The organism is Planctomycetota bacterium (assembly GCA_033763975.1).
Classification (GTDB): Bacteria; Planctomycetota; Phycisphaerae; order Phycisphaerales; family UBA1924; genus RI-211.
In genome coordinates, this window is the sequence record JANRJM010000010.1 from 26,823 (window position 1) to 45,154 (window position 18,332).

Sequence of the window (18,332 nt, forward strand, 5' to 3'; positions counted from 1 at the left end):
GGCGCCCAGCCCCCGGGCCGCCGCGAGTCCTCCCGCTCCCGATCACGTCGTCGAGAGCCCGCGCACCAGCGCGTGCGCCGCCTCGTTGCGGAACTCCAGCGTGTACTCGCCCACCACCTGCCCGCTCACGCTGTCGCCCGTCGCGCCCAGCGGGCGGAAGTGGAAGCTGCGCCCCGCCAGCGGCACGACCTCCACCCGCGAACTGTCGAGCAGCAGGATGGTGTCCGCCGGCATCCACCGCGACAGGATCACGCGGCACACCCCGAAGTCGCTCTCGTACACGCTCACCATGTCGCGCACCCGCGTCTCCCCCGCGTCGTAGTGGCGCGCGGTCGTCGCGATGAACTGGTTGATCCGGCGCTTCTGGAACCCGCCCGCCACGATCGTGTCCACCCGCCCCTGGCTCTGCTCCCACGCCAGACGCATCGCCGCGTTCAGCACGTTCTCCGACAGGTCCGTCCCCGCGCCCCCGCCCGCCGGGAAGCCACCCTGCCCGGGCACGAACTGGTTCGTCGAGATGAGCTTGATGATCCCGTTCATCGACCGGCGCACGCTCGACCCGCCCTGGGGCGTCGACGCCGGCGCCGTCCCGTTGATCACGCAGTTCTCCAGGTCCCGCAGCAGCTCGCGCAGACGCTCCTGCTTCTGGTAGTCGATCTCGTCCGGCACGCCGTGGGCGCGCACCGCCTGCATCGTCCCCGTCACGTCCACCGTCGCCGCGAAGATCTGCGTGTAGTTCTGCTTGCGCACGCGGCTCGTGAACCGCGCGGTCGTCGCGTCCGCCCCCTCCAGGGCCGCGTTGCCCAGGATCGTCAGGCGCAGCCCGTTGCTCAGGCTGCTCGCCGGCGTCGAGCCGTACCGACGCACCACCGTCAGCACGTTCGTCGACACCGCCGTCACCTGCATCACCTCGGGCGCGTTGCCCGGGCGCACCAGGTCCCCGACCTGGAACCGCGCGCCGTTCGCCACCGTCACGCTCGTGGCGTCCTGCGCGTTGGGCGTGAACGTCGTCTGGTTGATCGTGTCGGTGTTGGGCAGCAGCGTGTCCTCCACCCACTCGTGCACCGTGCTCGTCGCGGGGCGCTTCGCGTCGCCCAGGTGGTCGAGCAGCGCCGTCTCGTACGGGCTCACGATCCCGATGATGTCCGACACGTCTTCCATGATCTCCGGCAGGTCCGCGCCCGCCCCGTACGTCGCCTTCCCCGAGAAACTCATGCGTCACCCTTCCTTTCCGGCGCGTGCCGCGCCATCCTCCGCCCGCCACATCCACCCACCACCACGCCGATCACCCCCGCCCGCCCCGCCCGCCCCGCCCGCCCGCTAGGCCCGACGCGACCGCAGGTACCGCAGGAGCGCCGCCCGATCGCCCCGTCCCGCGGCCTGCGCCTCCTCCGCCGGCGCGGCGCCCTCCGCCCCGCGCATCGCGCGCAGCACCGCCCCGGGCGTGCCCCCCGGCGCGCCGCCGCGCTTGCCCCGGAACAGGAACGGCTTGCGCGCCCGCAGCTCCGCCACCGCCGCCGCCACGTCCGGCTCGGTCATCTGCGCCACCGTCGCCTCGGTCATCAGGCGCGCCGTCTCCATGTCGAGCGCGTCCGCGCGGAGCAGTTCCAGCTCGATGGCGTGGCGGCGCTCGGCGTGGTCCAGCGCCTCGCGGGCCGCCGCGAGCTGCGCCCGCAGCCCGCCCACCTGCGCCTCCACCCGCGCGATCGCCGCGTCGCGCGTCAGGCCCTGGTCTTCGCCCGCGGCCTCGCCCGCGGCCTCGTCCGCGGCCTCGCCCGCGGGCCGGGTGGCACTCGCGTCCGGCGCGTCGTGCGTCGCGCGCCCGCCCGCCCGTGCGGTGTTCGTCGTGTCGCTGCTCATGGGATCTCCTCCGTTCAGGCCACGCCCTCGTCGGTGGGGGCGTAGCCGAGTTCTTCGAGCACGCGCTCGGCCGGCACGCCCAGCTCGCGCTTGCCCTTGGCGATCTGCACCAGTTCCTGCGTGTCCTCGGGGAGCGGGTCGGGCCACGAGAGGCGCACGCCCCGCTCGTCCGCGCCGGTCGCGAGCGCGCCGCCGGCGTCGAGCGCCTCGAGCACGAGCGCGCACATGCGCGCCATCCCGGCGCCGTACGTCACGCGCTTGCGGGCCGTCTTGGCGAGCACGCCCATGAGCGTCACGCGCAGCGCGTTCGCGCTCGAGAGGTTCCCGATGCGCCCCTGCACCACGCCCCCGGCCAGGGGCGGGACGCCCGAGGCCTTGTCGAGCGCCTCGCGCAGTTCGCGGATGTGCGCCTCTTCGCCCGGCGTGGGCGCGTCGCCCCCGAACGCCGTGATCGACGCCTCGGGGTTGTCGGTCATCCACACCTGCCCGGGCGCGATCGGGGCCTTGTCGAACCCGTCCACGCCTTTGGCGAGGTACATGCGGAACGACTGCATCGTCACGCGGTGGGCGCGGTCGCACAGGCGCGTGTTGAGCTCGTCCTGCAGCGGGATGAGCGGCTCGACCTCGCCCAGCCCCGAGTAGCTCGTCGGGTCGCTGATGTTCTGGATGTGCACGACCGGCGGGCGCTCGCCCGACCACGACCATTCGCGCTCCCACACGAGCCGCCCGCCCTCGTACACCCGCCGCGCGTCGGCGGTCAGCACCTCGGCGACGTCCGGCCCCGCGGCGGGGGCGTACCGCCCGTCGGCCGCGAGCCCCGCCCGCGCCTCGGCCGGCGCCGGGGCCAGGATCGCGTACGCGTCGGGCGCGAGCGACGCGCTGGAGATCGGCGCGTTCGCGAAGACCGGCACGCCGCGGCACGGATCCACGACCTCGATGCGCAGCCCCTCGGCGGCGCGGAGCGCCCGCGCCCGCGGCTCGCCCCGCGCCAGGCGCACGGCGTCGTGGTCGACGCGCAGCACGAGGTCCACGTGCCCGTACACCTGGCCCAGCAGCGCCATGTCCTGCAGCAGGGCGATGCCCCCGGAGCGCTCCCACACGAGGTCGAGCACCTGGTCGAGCAGCGCGCGCCGGTCTTCTTGGGGCGCGGTGCTCACGATCCGCACGGGCTTGCCGAGCAGGAAGTCGACCATGGTCTGCACGCGCCAGCCGATGTCGTTCTCGACGACGACGCCGCGCGACACGCCGCCCCACGCGGCCCCGGCCAGGATGCGCGCCGGCAGCCCGCTCTCCTGCCCGAGCCGGTAGCCGCGGGCGTCGCGCGTGGGCGTCATGGGGTTGCGGTAGTAGTTCCAGAGCCGGCGCAGGCGCGGCAGCTCGGTGCGACGGTGGGCCTCGATGGCCGCGAGCAGCGCGGCGTCGGCGAGCGCGGGGTCGGGGGCCTCGCCCGGCCCGAGCGCGGCGTGCGGGGAGGTCGACGGATCGGTGTATCGCAGCGCGGGGTTCATCGGGTGCCTCCAGCCGGGCACGCCTCGTGCGGCCGCCCGTCACCCTTCCCCCGCGCGTCCCGCGGTGCGCGCGCAGCGGCCGCCCGGCGCGGCGGGGCCACGCGGGTTCAGCCTCCAAACCGGGCGTCAAAAAAAACTAGATTCCGGCGGATTCGCGCGCGGGCGGGGCCTCGGGTGCGCGCGCAGCCTCGAGCACCTCGACGCTGGAATACCGGTCGAGATTGACGAACACCATCTCCCCGTCGTCCTTGCGCAGCACCAGGCGGTCGAGCCACAGCTTGCCGTCGCGGCTGTGCGCGTACCACGAGCCCGTCTTGGTCTGGTCGTAGCGGATCACCGTGCCCTCGACGCTGCCGGCGGTGGTGGGGTCGGCGTTGCCGAGGTGGGGGATCTGCTGCGTCACACGCACGCGCTGCCCGGGCTGATAGAGGTCGGTGGACATGCGGCGGATGGTAGCGACGCGGGCGCCGGGGCGAATCGCGTGAGCGGATCGGCCCCGTCATCGCTGGCAGTGGCGGAGGGGTTGGCCTCGCGTCCCGCACCTGTCGTTCGGGGCCCGCGGCGCACCACCTCCCCACGAGAGGAGTTCGCGATGCGTCAGTCCATGATGTTCGGTGCGGTGGTCGGAGCGGTGGCGTCGGGCGTGCTGGGCGGGGCGGCCCTGGGGGCCACGGTCACCAACCCCTCCTTCGAGGTCGGCGCCCCCGTGATGGGCGGGCCCCTGAACACCGACTGGCGCTGGGACCTGCACAACTTCGTGACGGCCGAGAACGCCATCACGCCCGCGGCGGGGAACCGCATGCTCAAGTTCCTCGCGACCTCGAGCGGGGGGGCCGGCCCGGGGGTCGCCTGCGACGTCATCCAGATCGTGGACATGACCGCCCCGGCCGACCAGGCGATCATCACCACCGGGTTCGGCTCGGTCACGGTGGGGGCCCTCTTCAACCGCGTCGGCGGGCCGGCACCGTCCTTCGTCGACACCTACTTCGGCGTCAACGTCCGCTCGCACACGTCCTACGCCAACGCGCAGTCGCTCACCTCCACCGGCCTGCAGACCACGATCCTCTTCTCCGACGCCAACACCGCCACGTGGGAGTCCGCCGTCGCGAGCCTGGCGCTCCCCGCGTCGACGCAGTACATCACCATCCAGCTCGTGGCGGCGGAGGACATCCTGAACGACACGAGCGGCGTGGAGTTCGACGGGCACTACGCCGACGACGTGCGGTTTGCGCTTGTCCCCGCGCCGGGGTCGGTTGTGCTGGCCGGGCTGGGCGGGCTGGTGCTGGCGCGTCGGAGGCGCTGAATCGTCCGGCGCGATACGCTCGTCCGCCATGATGCACATGCTCGCCGAGGCCGGGGCCGCCGGGTGGACGTTGGAAGGGCTGTTCACCTGGGACAACGCGATCGCGCTGGTGACGCTGACGGCGCTCGAGATCGTCCTGGGGATCGACAACATCGTGTTCATCGCGATCCTGGTGGGGCGCCTGCCCGAGCACCAGCGGGCGCGGGCGCGGACGCTCGGGTTGTCGCTGGCGCTCATCACGCGGATCGCCCTGCTGGCGACCATCACGGTGATCATCGGGCTTGCGAAGACCCCGCTGATCCCCGTGCCATTCATGCAGGAGACGCTGCACAACGCCGACGGAACGACCACCACGCAGGCGATGAACATCTCGGGACGCGACCTCATCCTGATCCTCGGCGGGCTGTTCCTGCTCGGGAAGGCGACGCTCGAGATCCACCACAAGATCGAGGGGCACGAGGAATCACACGCGGCGTCGGCGGCGCGGGCGGCGTTCGGCAAGATCATCTTCCAGATCCTCCTGATCGACATCGTGTTCTCGCTCGACTCGGTGATCACCGCGGTGGGCATGGCGCGGGCGCTGCCGGTCATGGTCGCGGCGGTGATGATCTCGGTGGGCGTGATGCTGGTCTTCGCCGGGCGCATCAGCCGCTTCATCGAGAAGCACCCGACGATGAAGATGCTCGCGCTCGCGTTCCTGCTCATGATCGGGATCGTGCTGGTGGCCGACGGGCTCGGGCAGCACATCTCGAAGGGGTACATCTACTTCGCGATGGCGTTCTCGCTGGGGGTCGAGGTGCTGAACCTGCTGTCGCGTGGCAAGGCCGCCAAGGCCGCCGCCGCCGCGCCGGATTGATCCGACGGGCCGAAGTACGAGCATCGTCCAAGCCCGCGTACGAGCCCGAAGCGCAAGCGACGGGCGCGTCAGCGCCCCGCGTGCCGGCGGCGCGGCGTCGCACGCAAGAAGCCGGACGAGCGCAGCCCGGCCCGCCCGGCCCGCATTACTCGGCCGGCAGCCAGGCGTTTGCTCGGAAGAACGCGTCGATCTGCGCCCAGTGCGCCCGCGGATCAGGCGGGTAGTTGTTGTGGCGTCCGGGGGTCTCAACATACGTGGCGCGGCGTGCGATCGCCGCGAGCGCCCGCCCGTGCGCGACGGGGACGATCTCGTCGTCCACGCCGTGGAAGATCAGCACAGGCCCGTCGAAGGTGCGGAGCACGTCGTCGGTGCGGAAGGGGTGGCGCACCAGCAGTTCGGGCACGTAGTACCGGCCGGCGAACGACGCGACGCTGGTGAACGTGGAGGTGAGCACGAGGCCCGCGACGGGGCGCTCGCGCGCGATCTGACCCGCGGCCCCGCCCCCGAGCGACACGCCGTGCGCCACGATGCGCGACGGGTCGACCTCCGGGAAGCCGGCGAGCAGGTCGAAGAACCGGGCGCCCGCCTCGCGGATCGACGTCTCGGAGGGCGCGCCTGTGGACCGGCCGTAGCCGGGATACTCCATGAGCAGCACCCCGACGCCGCGGGACGAGTACTCGCGCATCACGTCGAGGCGGTCGTCGATGAGCTCGGCGTTGCCGTGGCAGAAGATGACGCCCGGGCCGGGGCTTTCTGGCGAGCGGCCGGCGCCGGGCCGGTACCAGCCCTCCACGGACGTTCCGTCGGCCAGCGTCACCACCACGCCGCGGGCCCCGGTCGGCGGCGTGCTGTCCGGGTGCAGGTGCGTGTACTGCCGCGGAAACAGCATGGCGTCCTGCTTCACGTACAGCATCCCGGCCAGAGCCGCGTACCCGATGAGCGCGAGCACCAGCAGACGCCGAACAAGCCGCAGAGCCCGTGCGCGACGCGGAGCCACGGTGGTCATGCGAAGTCATAGGGGACGCGGGACCGCCCGGTTGCGGGGGTGCGTCGAGGAACGGGGCCTGAAAGCCCCCGGGAGCGGGTTTCCGAGAGACGGGTTACGACCACTCGATCTCGGTGGCGCTGTCCGCCGCGCGGGTGAGGCCCAGTTCGCGGCGGAGCGCACCCTCGAGTTCGGGCTCGATGAATCTGTACCCGCTCGCGCGGAGTTTCTCGGGCACGGCGCGCGTGCTCCACAACGCCGCCTCCGAACGCTCGCCCGCGAGCGGACGCAGCGCCCACGCGGGAAATCGCCCGGCGAGGGGGCGATCGAAGACGCCCGCGAAGGTGCGGCAGAACTCCAGGGCGCGCACGCACTCCGGCGCGACGACGTTCACCCCGCCCGAGAGGTCCGACGACACGATCGTGTGCAGGATCGCGCCCAGCACGTCGTCGAGCCCGACCCACGCCCACCACTGACGCCCGCGCCCGGGGCACACGCCCAGCCCGAGCGCAAAGAGCCCGCGCGCCGCGCCGACCACCCCGCCGCGCGCCGCGAGCACGACACCCAGGCGCAGGTGCACGACGCGCACGCCGGCCTCGCGCGCGGGGGCGGCGGCGCCCTCCCAGTCGCGCGCGACCTCCGCGAAGAACCCGCTCCCGATGCCCGCGCTCTCGGACAGTTCGTCTTCGCCGCGGTCGCCGTACAGCCCGACGCCCGAGGCGATGATCAGCACCCGCGGCGGGCGGGCGAGTTCGGCGACGGCGTGCGCGAGCGCCCGCGTGCTCTCGACGCGCGACGCACGCACCGCGTGCGCCTTCTCGTCCGTCCAGCGCCCGCCGCCGACCGGCTCGCCCCCCAGGTGCACGATCGCGTCGAGCCCTTCGAGCGCCGCCTTGTCGATCTGGTCCTGCCCGCCCCCGACGGCCAGCATCGCCTCGCCCTCGCCCGCGCGCCGACGGACAAGCCGGACCACCTCGTGCCCGCCGGTGCGCAGCAGCGAGGCGAGCGCGCCGCCGATGCCGCCGCCGACGCCCGAGATCGCGACGCGGGCGGCCCGCCCGGCACGCAGGTCGCGCTCGAAGGCGCCGAGCAGCGCGAGATCGGTGCGGGTGCGCAGGTGTCGGAACACGAACATGCGTTCGAGGTCGGGGCGGAGCACGTGCCGCGCCAGCGCCCAGCCCACGCGCCCGCCCGGCACCGCGAAGTCGACCTCGTCGCGCAGCAGGCTGGCGGCGGGGTCGCGTGCGTCGAGCATCCGGTGCACGTGGCGCCAGCGGGCGAACGGGCCACGCACCTGCTCGTCGGCGAAGGCGTGCCCGTGCTGATAGCCCGAGTGCAGGGCGTCCCACGTGAGTCGCGTGGGCCCGCGCCGGACGAGGAACGTCAGGCGTCCCCCGTCGCGGATGCCCCCGGACGCGTGCAGGACCTCGCCCCGCACCCATGGGGGCAACAGGCGATCAAAGGCGCCGGGGCGCTCGTGCCACGCGAAGAGCGCCTCGCGTCGGGCGGGCATGGGGGTTGTCACGACCAGGCGGGGCATCGGCAGCCCAGCGTACGCGATCGTCGCGGCGCGCCGATACTTGGCCATGACGCCGCGACGATTCACCGACCTGTCCCTGCGGGAGTTCTTCGACGCCGTCAGCGCCAAGACGCCCGCCCCGGGGGGCGGGGCGGTCGCCGCGACGACCGCGGCCCTAGGGGCGGCCCTGGGACGCATGGTCCTCGCCTACAGCATCGGCAAGAAGAGCCTCGCCCCGCACGACGGTGCCCTGCGCGAGGCCGACCGCCAACTGCACACCCTGCGCGAGATGTTCCTGCGCCTGGGCGAGGAAGACGCCGAGGCATACGCCCTCGTCAACGAACTGCAGCGACTGCCCGAGGGCGACCCGCGCCGCGCCGGGCTGGCGGCGGCCGTCCGCACCAGTATCGACGTGCCCCGCACCGTCCTGGGCGCGTGCGTTGAGATGCTGCGTCGGCTGGACGACCTCACCGCCATCACCAACCCGCACCTGCGCAGCGACCTGGCGATCGCCGGGGTGCTGGGCGAGGCCGGGGCGCGCAGCGCCTGGTGGAACGTGCGCGTGAATGTCGCGCTGCTCGAGGACCGCGCCGAACGGGACGCGCTCATGCTCGAGGCCGACACGCTGCTCGGCAAGGCCTGGACGATCCGCGAGGTGATCGAGGGGGCGTGCCGCGCATGAGCGACGCGCCCGACCAGACACCCCCGGAACCGCCAACACCCGAACGGGAGTTCTCCGAGGCGTCGCCCGCCCCGACGGCGCCGCCCCCGCGCGAGTGGTTCGACCTGCCGGACGAGACCGGCGAGGCGGGGCTGCGCTTCGCGTGCACGATGTGCGGCAACTGCTGCACGGGGCCCGAGGGCTACGTGCTGGTGACCGACGACGAGTGCGCCGCCATGGCCCGGCGGCTTGGGATCGAGATCAACGCATTTCTCGAGGCCCACACCCGCTCGACGCGGCGCGGGCGATCGCTCACCGAGGTGCAGACGTCGTTCGGGCTCGACTGCGTGTTCCTCGATCGCACGCGCGTGCCGGGCAAGGCGGTGTGCGCCGTGTACGAAGACCGCCCCGCGCAGTGCCGCACCTGGCCCTATTGGAAGAGCAACCTCTTGTCCCGACACGCGTGGGAACGGGCCAAACGCACGTGCCCGGGCATGGACACGGGAACGCGCAGCACCCCCGTGCAGATCCGCGTGCTGCGCGAGCGGGTGGACATCTGATGCCCGGCGACGATGTGCACGGCCCACGCGCGCAGGACGCGATCTCGGACGACGCGCTCGCGCGCCTCTGGCTGGCCGCGGCCCGCGACCCGCGCGTGGGCGAGGCGCTCGACGCCATCGAGGCGATGATCGAGGACCAGGTCGGGGCGCGCAACCCCGCCTGCTGGGGCAGCGGTCGGTGCTGCGCGTTCGAACAGGCCGGGCACCGGCTCTACACGACCGGGCTCGAGGCGGCCCGCACCATCGTGCGTCTGCCCCCGGGCGTGTTGCTGACGCGCGACGCGCTCGACGGGGCGCTGGCGCGGGGCGATTGCCCGTTCCTCACGGCGAACCTGTGCGGGGTGCACCTCGCCAAGCCCGGCGCGTGCCGCGTGTACTTCTGCGACCGCAGCGCACAGGACTGGCAGCACGAACTCGCGGAGCGCGTGCACGAGGCGGTGCGCCGCGCGCACGACCGCTTCGGCGTGGCGTACCGCTACGCGGAGTGGCGGGCGCTGCTGGGGATGTTCGTGCCCGCGTAGCACGACGACGGCCGGCGGGCCGGGCGATCTACTTCGATTCGCGCGCGTCGACCATCGCGCGGAGGATCTGGCGACGCTGGTCGATCGACAGGGCGCTCGTCGCGTCGTGCCAGATCTTGATCTTCTGGTCCTGCGAGAGCGAGTCCTTGTACCCCCGGGCGGCGCGACGTGCCGCGTCGCGGTGCTCCTCGGACATCTCGATCTTGTCCATGAGCATCGGGAGCTTGCCCGCGGCCTCGGCGATGAGCCCGCGGTAGGCGATCTCGCTCTCCTCCACGCCGTACCGCGACGCCTGCTTCGCGATCACCCAGGCGTTGGCGCGCTTGTCCGCGTCGGTGGCGCCCTCCTTGCGCTCGGGGTAGCGGGCCTGCTGGTACTCGCGCACGACCTTGATGTTGAACGCGGCCTGCGTGGGCTCGAGCTTGCCCTTCTCCTCGAGATCGTCGGTGATCTTCTTGGGCGCGCTGGGCGGGGTCAGGGGCTTGAGCGTGTTGACCACGAGCGTGATCGCTTCCTTCTCGTTGTAGTTCGTGTTCTCGATGAAGTTCTGCTCGACCTTCTCGATGATGTCGAGGTTGTTGATCGCGATCCGCTCGAACGCCGCCGTCCGCTCCGCGAAGTAGTCGCCCAGCGAATCGACGAAGCCCTCGGGCAGTGTCGGGTTGACGCGGAGGGCGGCCTTCTCCAGGGGCTCGTGCGTGATGAGCACCAGCTGCCCGCTCGCGTCACGCTGCACCAGCGAGGTGAACTTGAGGTCGGGCAGGTCACGCAGCGGGGGACGCTTCGGCGTGGCACGCGCCCGCACCGGCTGCGGGTTCGAGCGCACCTCCGTCGGCGGCGGTGGCGGCGGGGCCGGCGGCGCCACGACCACCGGGATGCGCCCCTCGAGCGTCGGCGCCTTGGCCGGGGGCGGCGTCACGAGCTGCGACCATGCCGCGCTGCTCAGAAGCAGCAGTCCCGTTGCGAACCCGACGATCGTGTGCGTGCTCACGTGATTCCTCCACCCAAGTCCATCTGCGCCCCGTCAAGGGTCAGAACGACGCCCGCCGAACGTCCCGCGGGCCTCCGACCCCCCGAAGACACCGGCGACCACGCCGGGCCCAATCATTGCCCGCCCGCGGGGCCCATGCGCACGCCGGTCGGACGGCGTCCGGCGCGCCCGCGCGGGAGCCTCCGGCGGTGGATAGTTGCCCCGCCGGCACGCCGCGCTCGGCAGAATCCGGCGGCGAGTGACCACAGGGCCACAGGACCACGGGGCCACGGGGCCACAGGGCCACGGGGCTCAGGGCTCTGGGCTCTGGGCTCTGGGCTCTGCGGCCATGCGGCCCTGCGGCCCTGCGACGCCGTCGCGCCGTGGCGGCCTTATTCCTCGCCCGGGTCCGTGTCGTCGTCGGGCGCGGGCGTGCCGGGGGTGGCGGGCTGGGCGAGCTTGATCGCAAGAACCTTCTCGCGGATCTCCTTGAAGAGATCAGGGTTGTCCTTGAGGAACGCCTTCGACGCCTCGCGCCCCTGCCCCACGCGCACCTCGCCGTAGCTGAACCATGCCCCGGACTTCTGCACGACCTCGGTCGCGACCGCCAGGTCGAGCAGGTCGCCCGCGGCGGAGATGCCCTCGGTGTACATGATGTCGAACTCCGCATCGCGGAACGGCGGGGCGACCTTGTTCTTCACCACGCGCGCCCGGGTGCGGCTGCCCACCGTGACGTCGCCCTCCTTGATCGCGCCGGTCCGGCGCACGTCGATCCGCACGCTCGAGTAGAACTTCAGGGCCCGCCCGCCAGTGGTCGTCTCCGGGCTGCCGAACATCACGCCGATCTTCTCGCGGATCTGGTTGATGAAGATCACCAGGCAGTTGCTCCGCGCGATGACGCCCGTGAGCTTGCGCATCGCCTGGCTCATCAGCCGCGCCTGCAGCCCCACCGAGGCGTCGCCCATGTCGCCCTCGAGCTCGGCCCGGGGCACCAGGGCGGCGACGGAGTCGACGACGATCACGTCCACCGCGTTGCTGCGCACCAGCAGCTCGCAGATCTCCAGGGCCTGCTCGCCGCTGTCGGGCTGGCTGACGAGCAGGTGGTCGATGTCCACGCCGATGCGCCGGGCCCACGAGGGGTCCAGGGCGTGCTCGGCGTCGATGACCGCCGCGACGCCGCCCTCGCGCTGGCAGCACGCCGCGATCGTGAGCGCGAGCGTCGTCTTGCCGCTGGATTCCGGGCCGAAGATCTCGACGATGCGCCCGCGGGGCACACCCTTGCCCCCCAGCGCGAGGTCGAGCGACAGGGCGCCGGTGGAGATGCCCTGGATGGCCTGCATCGTGCCGTCGTTCATCCGCATGATCGAGCCCTTGCCGAAGGTCTTCTCGATCTGCGACACCGTCACGTCCAGGGCCTTGCGCTTGGCCTTGTCAGCCTCGGCCGCCGCCTTCGCCGCGTCCTGCTCCGCCTTGCTCAGCACCCGCGGCCGCGGATCGCCCGCCCGGGCCTCCGCCGACTTGGCCTCCGCCGACTTGGTCTCCGACGGCTTGCCGTCCGCGGGCTTCAACTCCACCTGCGTCCGCTCGGCGCCCTTCGCCGGCCCGCCCTTGTCCTGCCCCCGCACGTCGCCCTTGGTCTCAACCTGCGCCATGATCGCCCGTCCTTTCGCGCTCGGGGAGCCCCCGCCGGAACGGAGACCTTTCGACCCCGACTCTCCAGCGCCCAGCACCCGCGGGCAAACGCCCGACGCGGCCGCCCGGGGGCGGCGCTGGCCGCGAGCCCGGACGCCCCGACTATACCGGATACCGAACAGCACCGTCAAGTCTTGGTAGGGTGTGCGTGATGCGCAAATTTCTAAGTTGAAGATGTACAGCTTGTTGCGAGACTCTTCCACTACACCGCGCGTCGGACGATCCATGCTGCCCTGCCCCCGCGCGTACCGTCCACGCCGTGTCCGCACCGTCCACCGCCGCCGATCAGACCCCGACTTCGGCGGCTTCGCCGAACGGTGGGCCGTCCCGTCCCACCTGGGCGATTCTGCTCTCGCACGGCCTTGGCGTGACGCTGCTGCAGTCCACGCAGATGGCGATCTGGTTCGTCTTTCCGGTGCTGGCGCGCAAGCGGTTCGAGGCGAACGACTGGCAGACGCTGATCGTGACGGCGAGTTCGAGCGTGCTGTTTGCGCTCTCGATTTTCTGGAACGACCTGTTCTCGCGCCGGTCGTTCGCGTCGTACCTCAAGACGTGGTGGGTGGTGGCGTGCGTGCCGCTGGCGTTGTGCGCGCTCGCGGTCGACTACTGGACGCTGCTGGTGCCGTACGTGATCTCGTGCATGGGGGTGGCGGGGTATCACCCGGCGGGGGGTGATCTTCTCAAGAGCCTGTACCCGGCGGCGACGCGCGGGCGGGTGTACAGCGCCATGTGGGGCGCGTCGATGGTGTTCGGGGCGCTCATGGGCTGGGGCGTGGGCGAGTGGCTGGAGATCGACCACAACGCGTTCCGGTACTACCTGCCCGCGGCGGCGGGGCTGCAGTTGGCCGGCATCTGGGTGTTCATCCGGCTGTCGCACCGGACGGGGCACGGGGCGGGGCGGGTGATGGCCCCGGCGCGGGGCGCGGGGCTGCTGAAGCGGCTTGTCGAGCCGATCTCGCACGCGAAGGAAGTGCTGCGGACCGACCGCGTGTTCGCGCGGTACGAGGCCGCGTACATGACCTACGGCGTCGGCTGGATGATCGCGTACGCGCTGCTGCCGATGCTGGTGACCGACCGGCTGAACCTGAAGTACGACGAGATCGCGTTCTCTACGCAGACGGTGTATCTGCTGGCGCTGGTCGCGTGCCTGTGGCCCGCGGGGCTGCTGATGGACCGGCTGGGCCCGGTGCGCAGCACGGGGCTGTCGTTCGGCATGCTGGCGGTGTACCCGATGCTCTATCTGTGGGCCGACGACACGTACGGGCTGTCGATCGCGAGCCTGGTGTACGGGGCGGCCCACGCGGGTGCGAGCGTGGGGTGGATGCTCGGGCCGGTGGCGCTGGCGCCGACGCCCGAGAAGGTGCCGCAGTACGTGGCGATCCACGCGACGCTGGTGGGCGTGCGGGGAAAGCTGTTCCAGTTGCTGGGCGTCGGGCTGTACATGGCGCTGGGCGATTTCCGCGTGCCGCTGGTCATCGCGAGCCTGGCGTACGTGTGGTCGTGCGTGCAGATGTTCCAGTTGGACCGGGTGATGGCGCGCACGAAGAAGGCGGGCGAGATCGGCATGGCCCCCGCCCCGACCCGCGGCGCGGCGTGAGCGGTGGGGGAGACGCGGCGGAGAGGGAGCGGGCGACAGCGCAGGACTGCGGCGAGTCCTCGCCCAAAGGGGGAGGACCCGGAAAAGAAGCCCTGCCACGAGTGGAGCGAGAGAGTCCTACTCCATCACGCGGCGGACCGGGAACGTCTCCCCGGGCTTGAGGAACGCGTCGAAGAAGTTCCACGTCGTGAGGCCGTCCTCGCACGAGGGCTCGAGCAGGTACGCCGCCAAGTTCGCGAGGGGCTGGTCCATCGGCACGATGAAATCGCCCTTGCGGATGGCGACGCGTTCGCGCCGGGGCGTGGCTTCGACGCGCACGAGCGCGTGCCCCTGGAACAGGCGGCTTGCGGACGCGAGCGAGTCGACGACGTACGTCTCGCCGTCGCGCTCGGCGTCGGCGTCGGCGTCGTCCACGCGCACGCCGTGCAGACGCAAGACCTCGACGACGTGCGCGAGGCGCTCGTCGCGCGGGACGACGTACGCGCGCGGGCGCGTGACGGTGGCCGTGGGCTCGAAGCAGTCCATGAGGATCGCGCGGTGGTCCTGGGGCGCGCCCGGCGAGGCGCGATCGGCCGGCGAGGTCTTCTCAAAGCCCAGCACCGTCACCTCGCCCGGGCAGGGCACGAGGCGCGAGCGGATCGCGATCGTCGCCGGCTCGCGCGAACGGGCGCGCTCGTCGGCCTCGCGGGTGATCGCGCGGATCGCCTCTCGATCGGCGGCGGCCCAGCCGAGGGCGGCCCGCACGAAGTCGCGCGTCCGCAGCACGCGATCCTTGTACGGCGCGTACGAGTACGCCTCGCTCAGGATGCTCAGTCGCCCCCGAAGGCCCACGTACGTCGTGCCGAAACGCGCCTCGGCGGGGAACGTGCCCCAGGTCTGCACGTCCGCCCGCGCCGCGGCGGCGGGGGGCGGCTCGGTCGGGTTGCCGAAGACGTTCTCGCCGAACGACCCGTACCAGAACGTCGGCTCGGCGCAGATCGCGCCGTACCGCCCGGCGATGCGCGGGAACATGACATCACGCGAGAACGCGCGGACCTCCTCGTCGCCCGCGAGGCACTTGGGCCCGGCGTACGTGATGGTGTAGCGGTGCAGCGAGCCGTTGGTCGTGTGACAGTCGATGAACACGTGCGGGTCCCACGCGTTCAAGAACCGCACGAGCGCGCGGGTCTCGGGGGCTTCGAGCTTGATGAAATCACGGTTGAGGTCGAAGCCCTGCGCGTTCTCGCGCACGCCCATGCCCAGCTCCGGGCCGTTCTGCCCCGGGCGGTTGTCGGGCGACACACGCTCGTTGCCGTCGGCGTTGTAGATCGGCGCGATGACGAAGATGACATGACGGAGGATGTCGTTCGTCGAGGCGCCCTCGCCCGCGAGCAGTTCGCGCGCGAGCATCGGCAGCGCTTCCTTGCCGCAGACCTCGCCCGCGTGGATGTTGCCGATGGCGAAGACGACGACCTTGCCGCGCTCGTCGGCCTGGCGGCGTGCGTCTGCGGCGGTCGCGACCGGCTCGTCGGACACGATGAGCAGCGGCAGGTCGCGTCCCTCGTGGCTGGCGCCCATCGAAGCACGCCGGGCGTTGGGGTGGGCCGCGCCGATGGCGTCGAGGAGCGCAACGACCTCGGCGTGGCGCGCGGTCGCGCGATAGTCCGACGCCTCGGCGACCGTGCGGAGATCCGGCAATTGCGAGTTCGGCTGCGCGCGCGCCGCGGGCGAAACGAGCGCGCCCAGCACCGCCGCGAGGCACGCGAGCGACGCAGGCCACCGGGAGCGAGCAGAAGTCGGCACCGAGGCATGCGGCGTCAAGGCACAGGTCGGGCGGGCACGCGCCGTCGGTGTATTCGTCGGGCGGCGGCAGGCGGGCCGGTCAGGTCGGGGCATGCGCCCAGCGTAGCGAACGGGGCCGCGTGGTACGATCCGGGCCATGAAGCCTCACGCCCTTGTCGTCGGTTCGCTCCTCGTCGCCCTGCCGGGCGCGCCCGCCTGCGCCGCGGGCCTGCCCGTCCCGCACGAAGCGCGGGCGGACCCCGCCGTCAAGGCCGGCGTCGAGGCGACGATGCGGGGCATCGAGGCCGCGGCCCTCGCGGGCGACGCGCCGGCCTACCTCGCGTTCATCGACAAGGCGGATTCGGAGTTCGTCTACGAGCAGACGTACTTCGCCAACGACATGGCGAAGAAGAAGCCGACGGCGGTGCAACTGACGGTGGGCGAACTCGCGGTCGAAGGGCCCAACGCCACCGGCCCGCTCACCTGGACGTGGACGATGGCCGAGGGCAAGCCCCGCACGGTGACGTTCGCCGCCCGCTTCGTGTCGCAGGACGGGCGCTGGCTCTACGCGGGCGAGACCTGGGAGACGCACGAGGCCCCGGGCGTCGTCGTGTACCACGACCCGGGCCTGGACGAACTCGCCGAGCGGACCGTCGAGGCGTTCGTCGCGGTGCGGGCCGATGTCGAGAAGCTCTTCGGGCATCACGAGGGCGACCTGCCCGGGCACGACCTGCCGCGGCACACGCAGAAGATCAAGCTCTACGGCTCGATGCGCCACCTGCAGCACTCGATCTGCCTGAGCTACACCAACGGGCTGGCGGGCTGGAACGAGCCCAACGAGTCGATCAAGCTGCTCGCCTCGCGCCGCTCGAGCGTGCCCGACCTCAAGGCCCTGCTCGCGCACGAGTACGGGCACGTCGCGACCTTTGTGATGGGCCCGGCCTCGAACAAGATGCCCTGGTGGGCGCTCGAGGGCGTCGCCGAGTACGCGATGACGACTGTGCTCGACGGACGCACGCCCGAGCGCGCGGTCGAGCGCTGGGCACGCCGCGGGCAGCTCGCGCCGTGGGACGCGATCACGGACTTCGAGACCGTCGAGGGGCGCTACCAGGGGCACGTCTACACGCAGGGGCACCACATGGTCCAGTTCATCACCACCCGCTCGGGCGACGGGGCCCGCAACGCGTGGTTCCGCGCGATGTCCGGCGGCAAGTCGCTCGACGAGGCGACGCGCGAGGCGCTGGGCGTCTCGTTCGAGGCGCTCGACAAGGAGTGGCGGGATTCGCTGCCCGCGCCCGAGAAGCCCGAGGACGCCGCCCCGGACGAGCAGCCCGTGGGGACGTGACGCGCCGCGTCGGCCGCGGGCCGCCGGGTGCGCAGTCGGGGCGTCAGTGTCCCCCGCCGTGGCTCTCGTCTTTCTTGGCCTTGGCCCCGCCCTTGGGCGGCGCCTTGGCCTTGGCGTGCGAGTCCTTCTTGGCCCCGTGCGCGTCCTTCTTCGCGCCGTGTCCGTCGTCCTTGGCGTGCGCGTCTTTCTTCGCGCCGTGCCCGTCATCGCCGCCGTGCCCGTCGCCAGCGGGCGCTTCCTTCGGGGGCGGGTCCGGCACGTGGGGCACGTCGCCAGCGTGAAAATCAAACGCCCCCGCGTGCGCGTGCTGCGGCGCGGGACGCAGGTGCAGCACGTACGCCCACATGAACAGCCCCAGCGCCAGCGTGTGCACCCCCAGCAGCGCGATCGCCCGCCGCATGAAGGGCGACTTCTTCGCCAGCGGCCTGGCAAACGCCGCCAGGAATCCCGGCACCGCGCGCGGTGCGCGAGGCTTCACTTCTTCCACCGTCACACGCGCGCGGGGCGTTTCCTCGGGCGCCGCGGGTGCAGGCGTGGGCACGGGCGCCGCCACTGGCACGGGCGCCGCGATCGGAACCGGCACCGGCACCGGCGCTGGCTCAGGGGTGGGCGGCGTCTCGGGCACCTGTGCCGCGGGCTCGGCGGGTGGCGGCGTCACCGGCGGGGCCGTCTCGGCGCCCGCGTCCGGTTCGGCCGGCGCACCCGCGCCGCGGGGCGAGCCCGCGCCGGGCAGAAACGCCGGCAGTCCTTCTTCCGCCGCCGTCGGCTGCTCCTGCCCGCCGCCCTCGGCCACGGCGAATCGCTCCTGCGGGGCCGGGGCATCGGTCGCCCCGCCGCCATTGCCCGCGTGGATGAGCCGCCCGATCTCCTCGGCCAGGGCGGCCGCCTCATCCAGCACTTCGGGCGAGACGTCCGCGGGGATCGAACCGCGTTGCCCGGGCCCTTCCGCGAGAATGTCCTCGATCTGGCGCGTGAGGTCGTCGGCGATCGCATCGGGGCGCGTCTCGCCCCCGCCCGGCGCGGCCTGCGCCAGCGCGTCGATCTCGGCGCCGATCGCGGCCTCGGTGTCGAGGTCTTTCGTCGCGCCGGGTTGGGTGGTGTCCGTGTTGCTCATGCCCGCTCCGCGATCCCTGCGGGATCTATGTCGTCTCGACACACCCGCCGCTTGGGCCGCCGCCCCGCCCGCACGCCCGA

At 72.5% G+C, this 18,332-nt stretch carries 17 protein-coding genes; 7 read left to right on the top strand and 10 right to left on the bottom strand.

Annotated elements, in window-relative coordinates; all coding sequences use genetic code 11:
- Positions 1–42: 42 nt before the first annotated feature.
- The 4 genes from SFY69_06135 to SFY69_06150 form a co-directional block, all read right to left on the bottom strand.
- A complete protein-coding gene (locus SFY69_06135) occupies positions 43–1,215 on the bottom strand; it encodes a DUF5309 family protein (GenBank protein MDX2131610.1) in 1,173 nt (390 codons plus the stop codon).
- A gap of 105 nt (positions 1,216–1,320) precedes the next feature.
- Positions 1,321–1,860 carry a hypothetical protein gene (locus SFY69_06140; protein MDX2131611.1) on the bottom strand — a complete coding sequence of 180 codons (540 nt, stop codon included), beginning with the start codon at positions 1,858–1,860 and terminating at the stop codon, positions 1,321–1,323.
- 14 nt (positions 1,861–1,874) lie between these two features.
- Positions 1,875–3,368 carry a phage portal protein gene (locus tag SFY69_06145; protein MDX2131612.1) on the bottom strand — a complete coding sequence of 498 codons (1,494 nt, stop codon included), beginning with the start codon at positions 3,366–3,368 and terminating at the stop codon, positions 1,875–1,877.
- Between the two features lie 136 nt (positions 3,369–3,504).
- Complete coding sequence (locus tag SFY69_06150) at positions 3,505–3,810, bottom strand: hypothetical protein (GenBank protein MDX2131613.1); 306 nt, start codon at positions 3,808–3,810, stop codon at positions 3,505–3,507.
- Positions 3,811–3,960: 150 nt separating this feature from the next.
- On the opposite strand from SFY69_06150, the gene SFY69_06155 reads away from it, so the two are divergent.
- Both SFY69_06155 and SFY69_06160 read left to right on the top strand, forming a co-directional pair.
- Complete coding sequence (locus tag SFY69_06155) at positions 3,961–4,671, top strand: PEP-CTERM sorting domain-containing protein (GenBank protein ID MDX2131614.1); 711 nt, start codon at positions 3,961–3,963, stop codon at positions 4,669–4,671.
- A 28-nt stretch (positions 4,672–4,699) separates the two neighbouring features.
- Positions 4,700–5,527 (top strand): TerC family protein, encoded by an 828-nt coding sequence (locus SFY69_06160; protein MDX2131615.1) that lies wholly within the window; start codon positions 4,700–4,702, stop codon positions 5,525–5,527.
- Between the two features lie 145 nt (positions 5,528–5,672).
- Here SFY69_06160 and SFY69_06165 read toward each other — a convergent pair whose 3' ends face one another.
- Positions 5,673–6,533: an alpha/beta fold hydrolase gene (locus tag SFY69_06165; GenBank protein MDX2131616.1), complete on the bottom strand. Its 861-nt coding sequence runs from the start codon at positions 6,531–6,533 to the stop codon at positions 5,673–5,675.
- Positions 6,534–6,627: 94 nt separating this feature from the next.
- Positions 6,628–8,100 (bottom strand): TIGR01777 family oxidoreductase, encoded by a 1,473-nt coding sequence (locus tag SFY69_06170; protein ID MDX2131617.1) that lies wholly within the window; start codon positions 8,098–8,100, stop codon positions 6,628–6,630.
- On the opposite strand from SFY69_06170, the gene SFY69_06175 reads away from it, so the two are divergent.
- The 3 genes from SFY69_06175 to SFY69_06185 are packed head-to-tail and all read left to right on the top strand — an operon-like array spanning position 8,099 to position 9,773.
- Positions 8,099–8,713, top strand: coding sequence for a cyclodeaminase/cyclohydrolase family protein (locus SFY69_06175; GenBank protein MDX2131618.1), 615 nt, complete (start codon positions 8,099–8,101; stop codon positions 8,711–8,713). The genes SFY69_06170 and SFY69_06175 overlap by 2 nt on opposite strands.
- Positions 8,710–9,252 (top strand): YkgJ family cysteine cluster protein, encoded by a 543-nt coding sequence (locus SFY69_06180; GenBank protein MDX2131619.1) that lies wholly within the window; start codon positions 8,710–8,712, stop codon positions 9,250–9,252. Before SFY69_06175 ends, SFY69_06180 begins: the two co-directional genes overlap by 4 nt.
- Positions 9,252–9,773 carry a hypothetical protein gene (locus SFY69_06185; GenBank protein ID MDX2131620.1) on the top strand — a complete coding sequence of 174 codons (522 nt, stop codon included), beginning with the start codon at positions 9,252–9,254 and terminating at the stop codon, positions 9,771–9,773. Before SFY69_06180 ends, SFY69_06185 begins: the two co-directional genes overlap by 1 nt.
- Positions 9,774–9,801: 28 nt before the next feature.
- On the opposite strand, the gene SFY69_06190 is transcribed toward SFY69_06185, so the two are convergent.
- Together SFY69_06190 and recA are read right to left on the bottom strand one after the other, a co-directional pair.
- Positions 9,802–10,764, bottom strand: coding sequence for a hypothetical protein (locus tag SFY69_06190; protein MDX2131621.1), 963 nt, complete (start codon positions 10,762–10,764; stop codon positions 9,802–9,804).
- A gap of 371 nt (positions 10,765–11,135) precedes the next feature.
- Entirely contained in the window at positions 11,136–12,395 is a 1,260-nt protein-coding gene (gene recA / locus SFY69_06195; protein ID MDX2131622.1) for a recombinase RecA, read from the bottom strand.
- A gap of 299 nt (positions 12,396–12,694) precedes the next feature.
- Here recA and SFY69_06200 point away from each other — a divergent pair, with 299 nt between their 5' ends.
- Positions 12,695–14,032, top strand: a complete 1,338-nt coding sequence (locus tag SFY69_06200) for an MFS transporter (GenBank protein MDX2131623.1) — start codon at positions 12,695–12,697, stop codon at positions 14,030–14,032.
- Between the two features lie 117 nt (positions 14,033–14,149).
- Here the strand turns inward: SFY69_06200 and SFY69_06205 are convergent, their stop codons facing one another.
- Positions 14,150–15,814, bottom strand: a complete 1,665-nt coding sequence (locus tag SFY69_06205; GenBank protein ID MDX2131624.1) for a M14 family metallopeptidase — start codon at positions 15,812–15,814, stop codon at positions 14,150–14,152.
- 136 nt (positions 15,815–15,950) lie between these two features.
- Here SFY69_06205 and SFY69_06210 point away from each other — a divergent pair, with 136 nt between their 5' ends.
- Positions 15,951–17,138: a hypothetical protein gene (locus SFY69_06210; GenBank protein ID MDX2131625.1), complete on the top strand. Its 1,188-nt coding sequence runs from the start codon at positions 15,951–15,953 to the stop codon at positions 17,136–17,138.
- Positions 17,139–17,181: 43 nt separating this feature from the next.
- Here the strand turns inward: SFY69_06210 and SFY69_06215 are convergent, their stop codons facing one another.
- Positions 17,182–18,252 (bottom strand): hypothetical protein, encoded by a 1,071-nt coding sequence (locus tag SFY69_06215; GenBank protein ID MDX2131626.1) that lies wholly within the window; start codon positions 18,250–18,252, stop codon positions 17,182–17,184.
- Between the last annotated feature and the right edge of the window lie 80 nt (positions 18,253–18,332).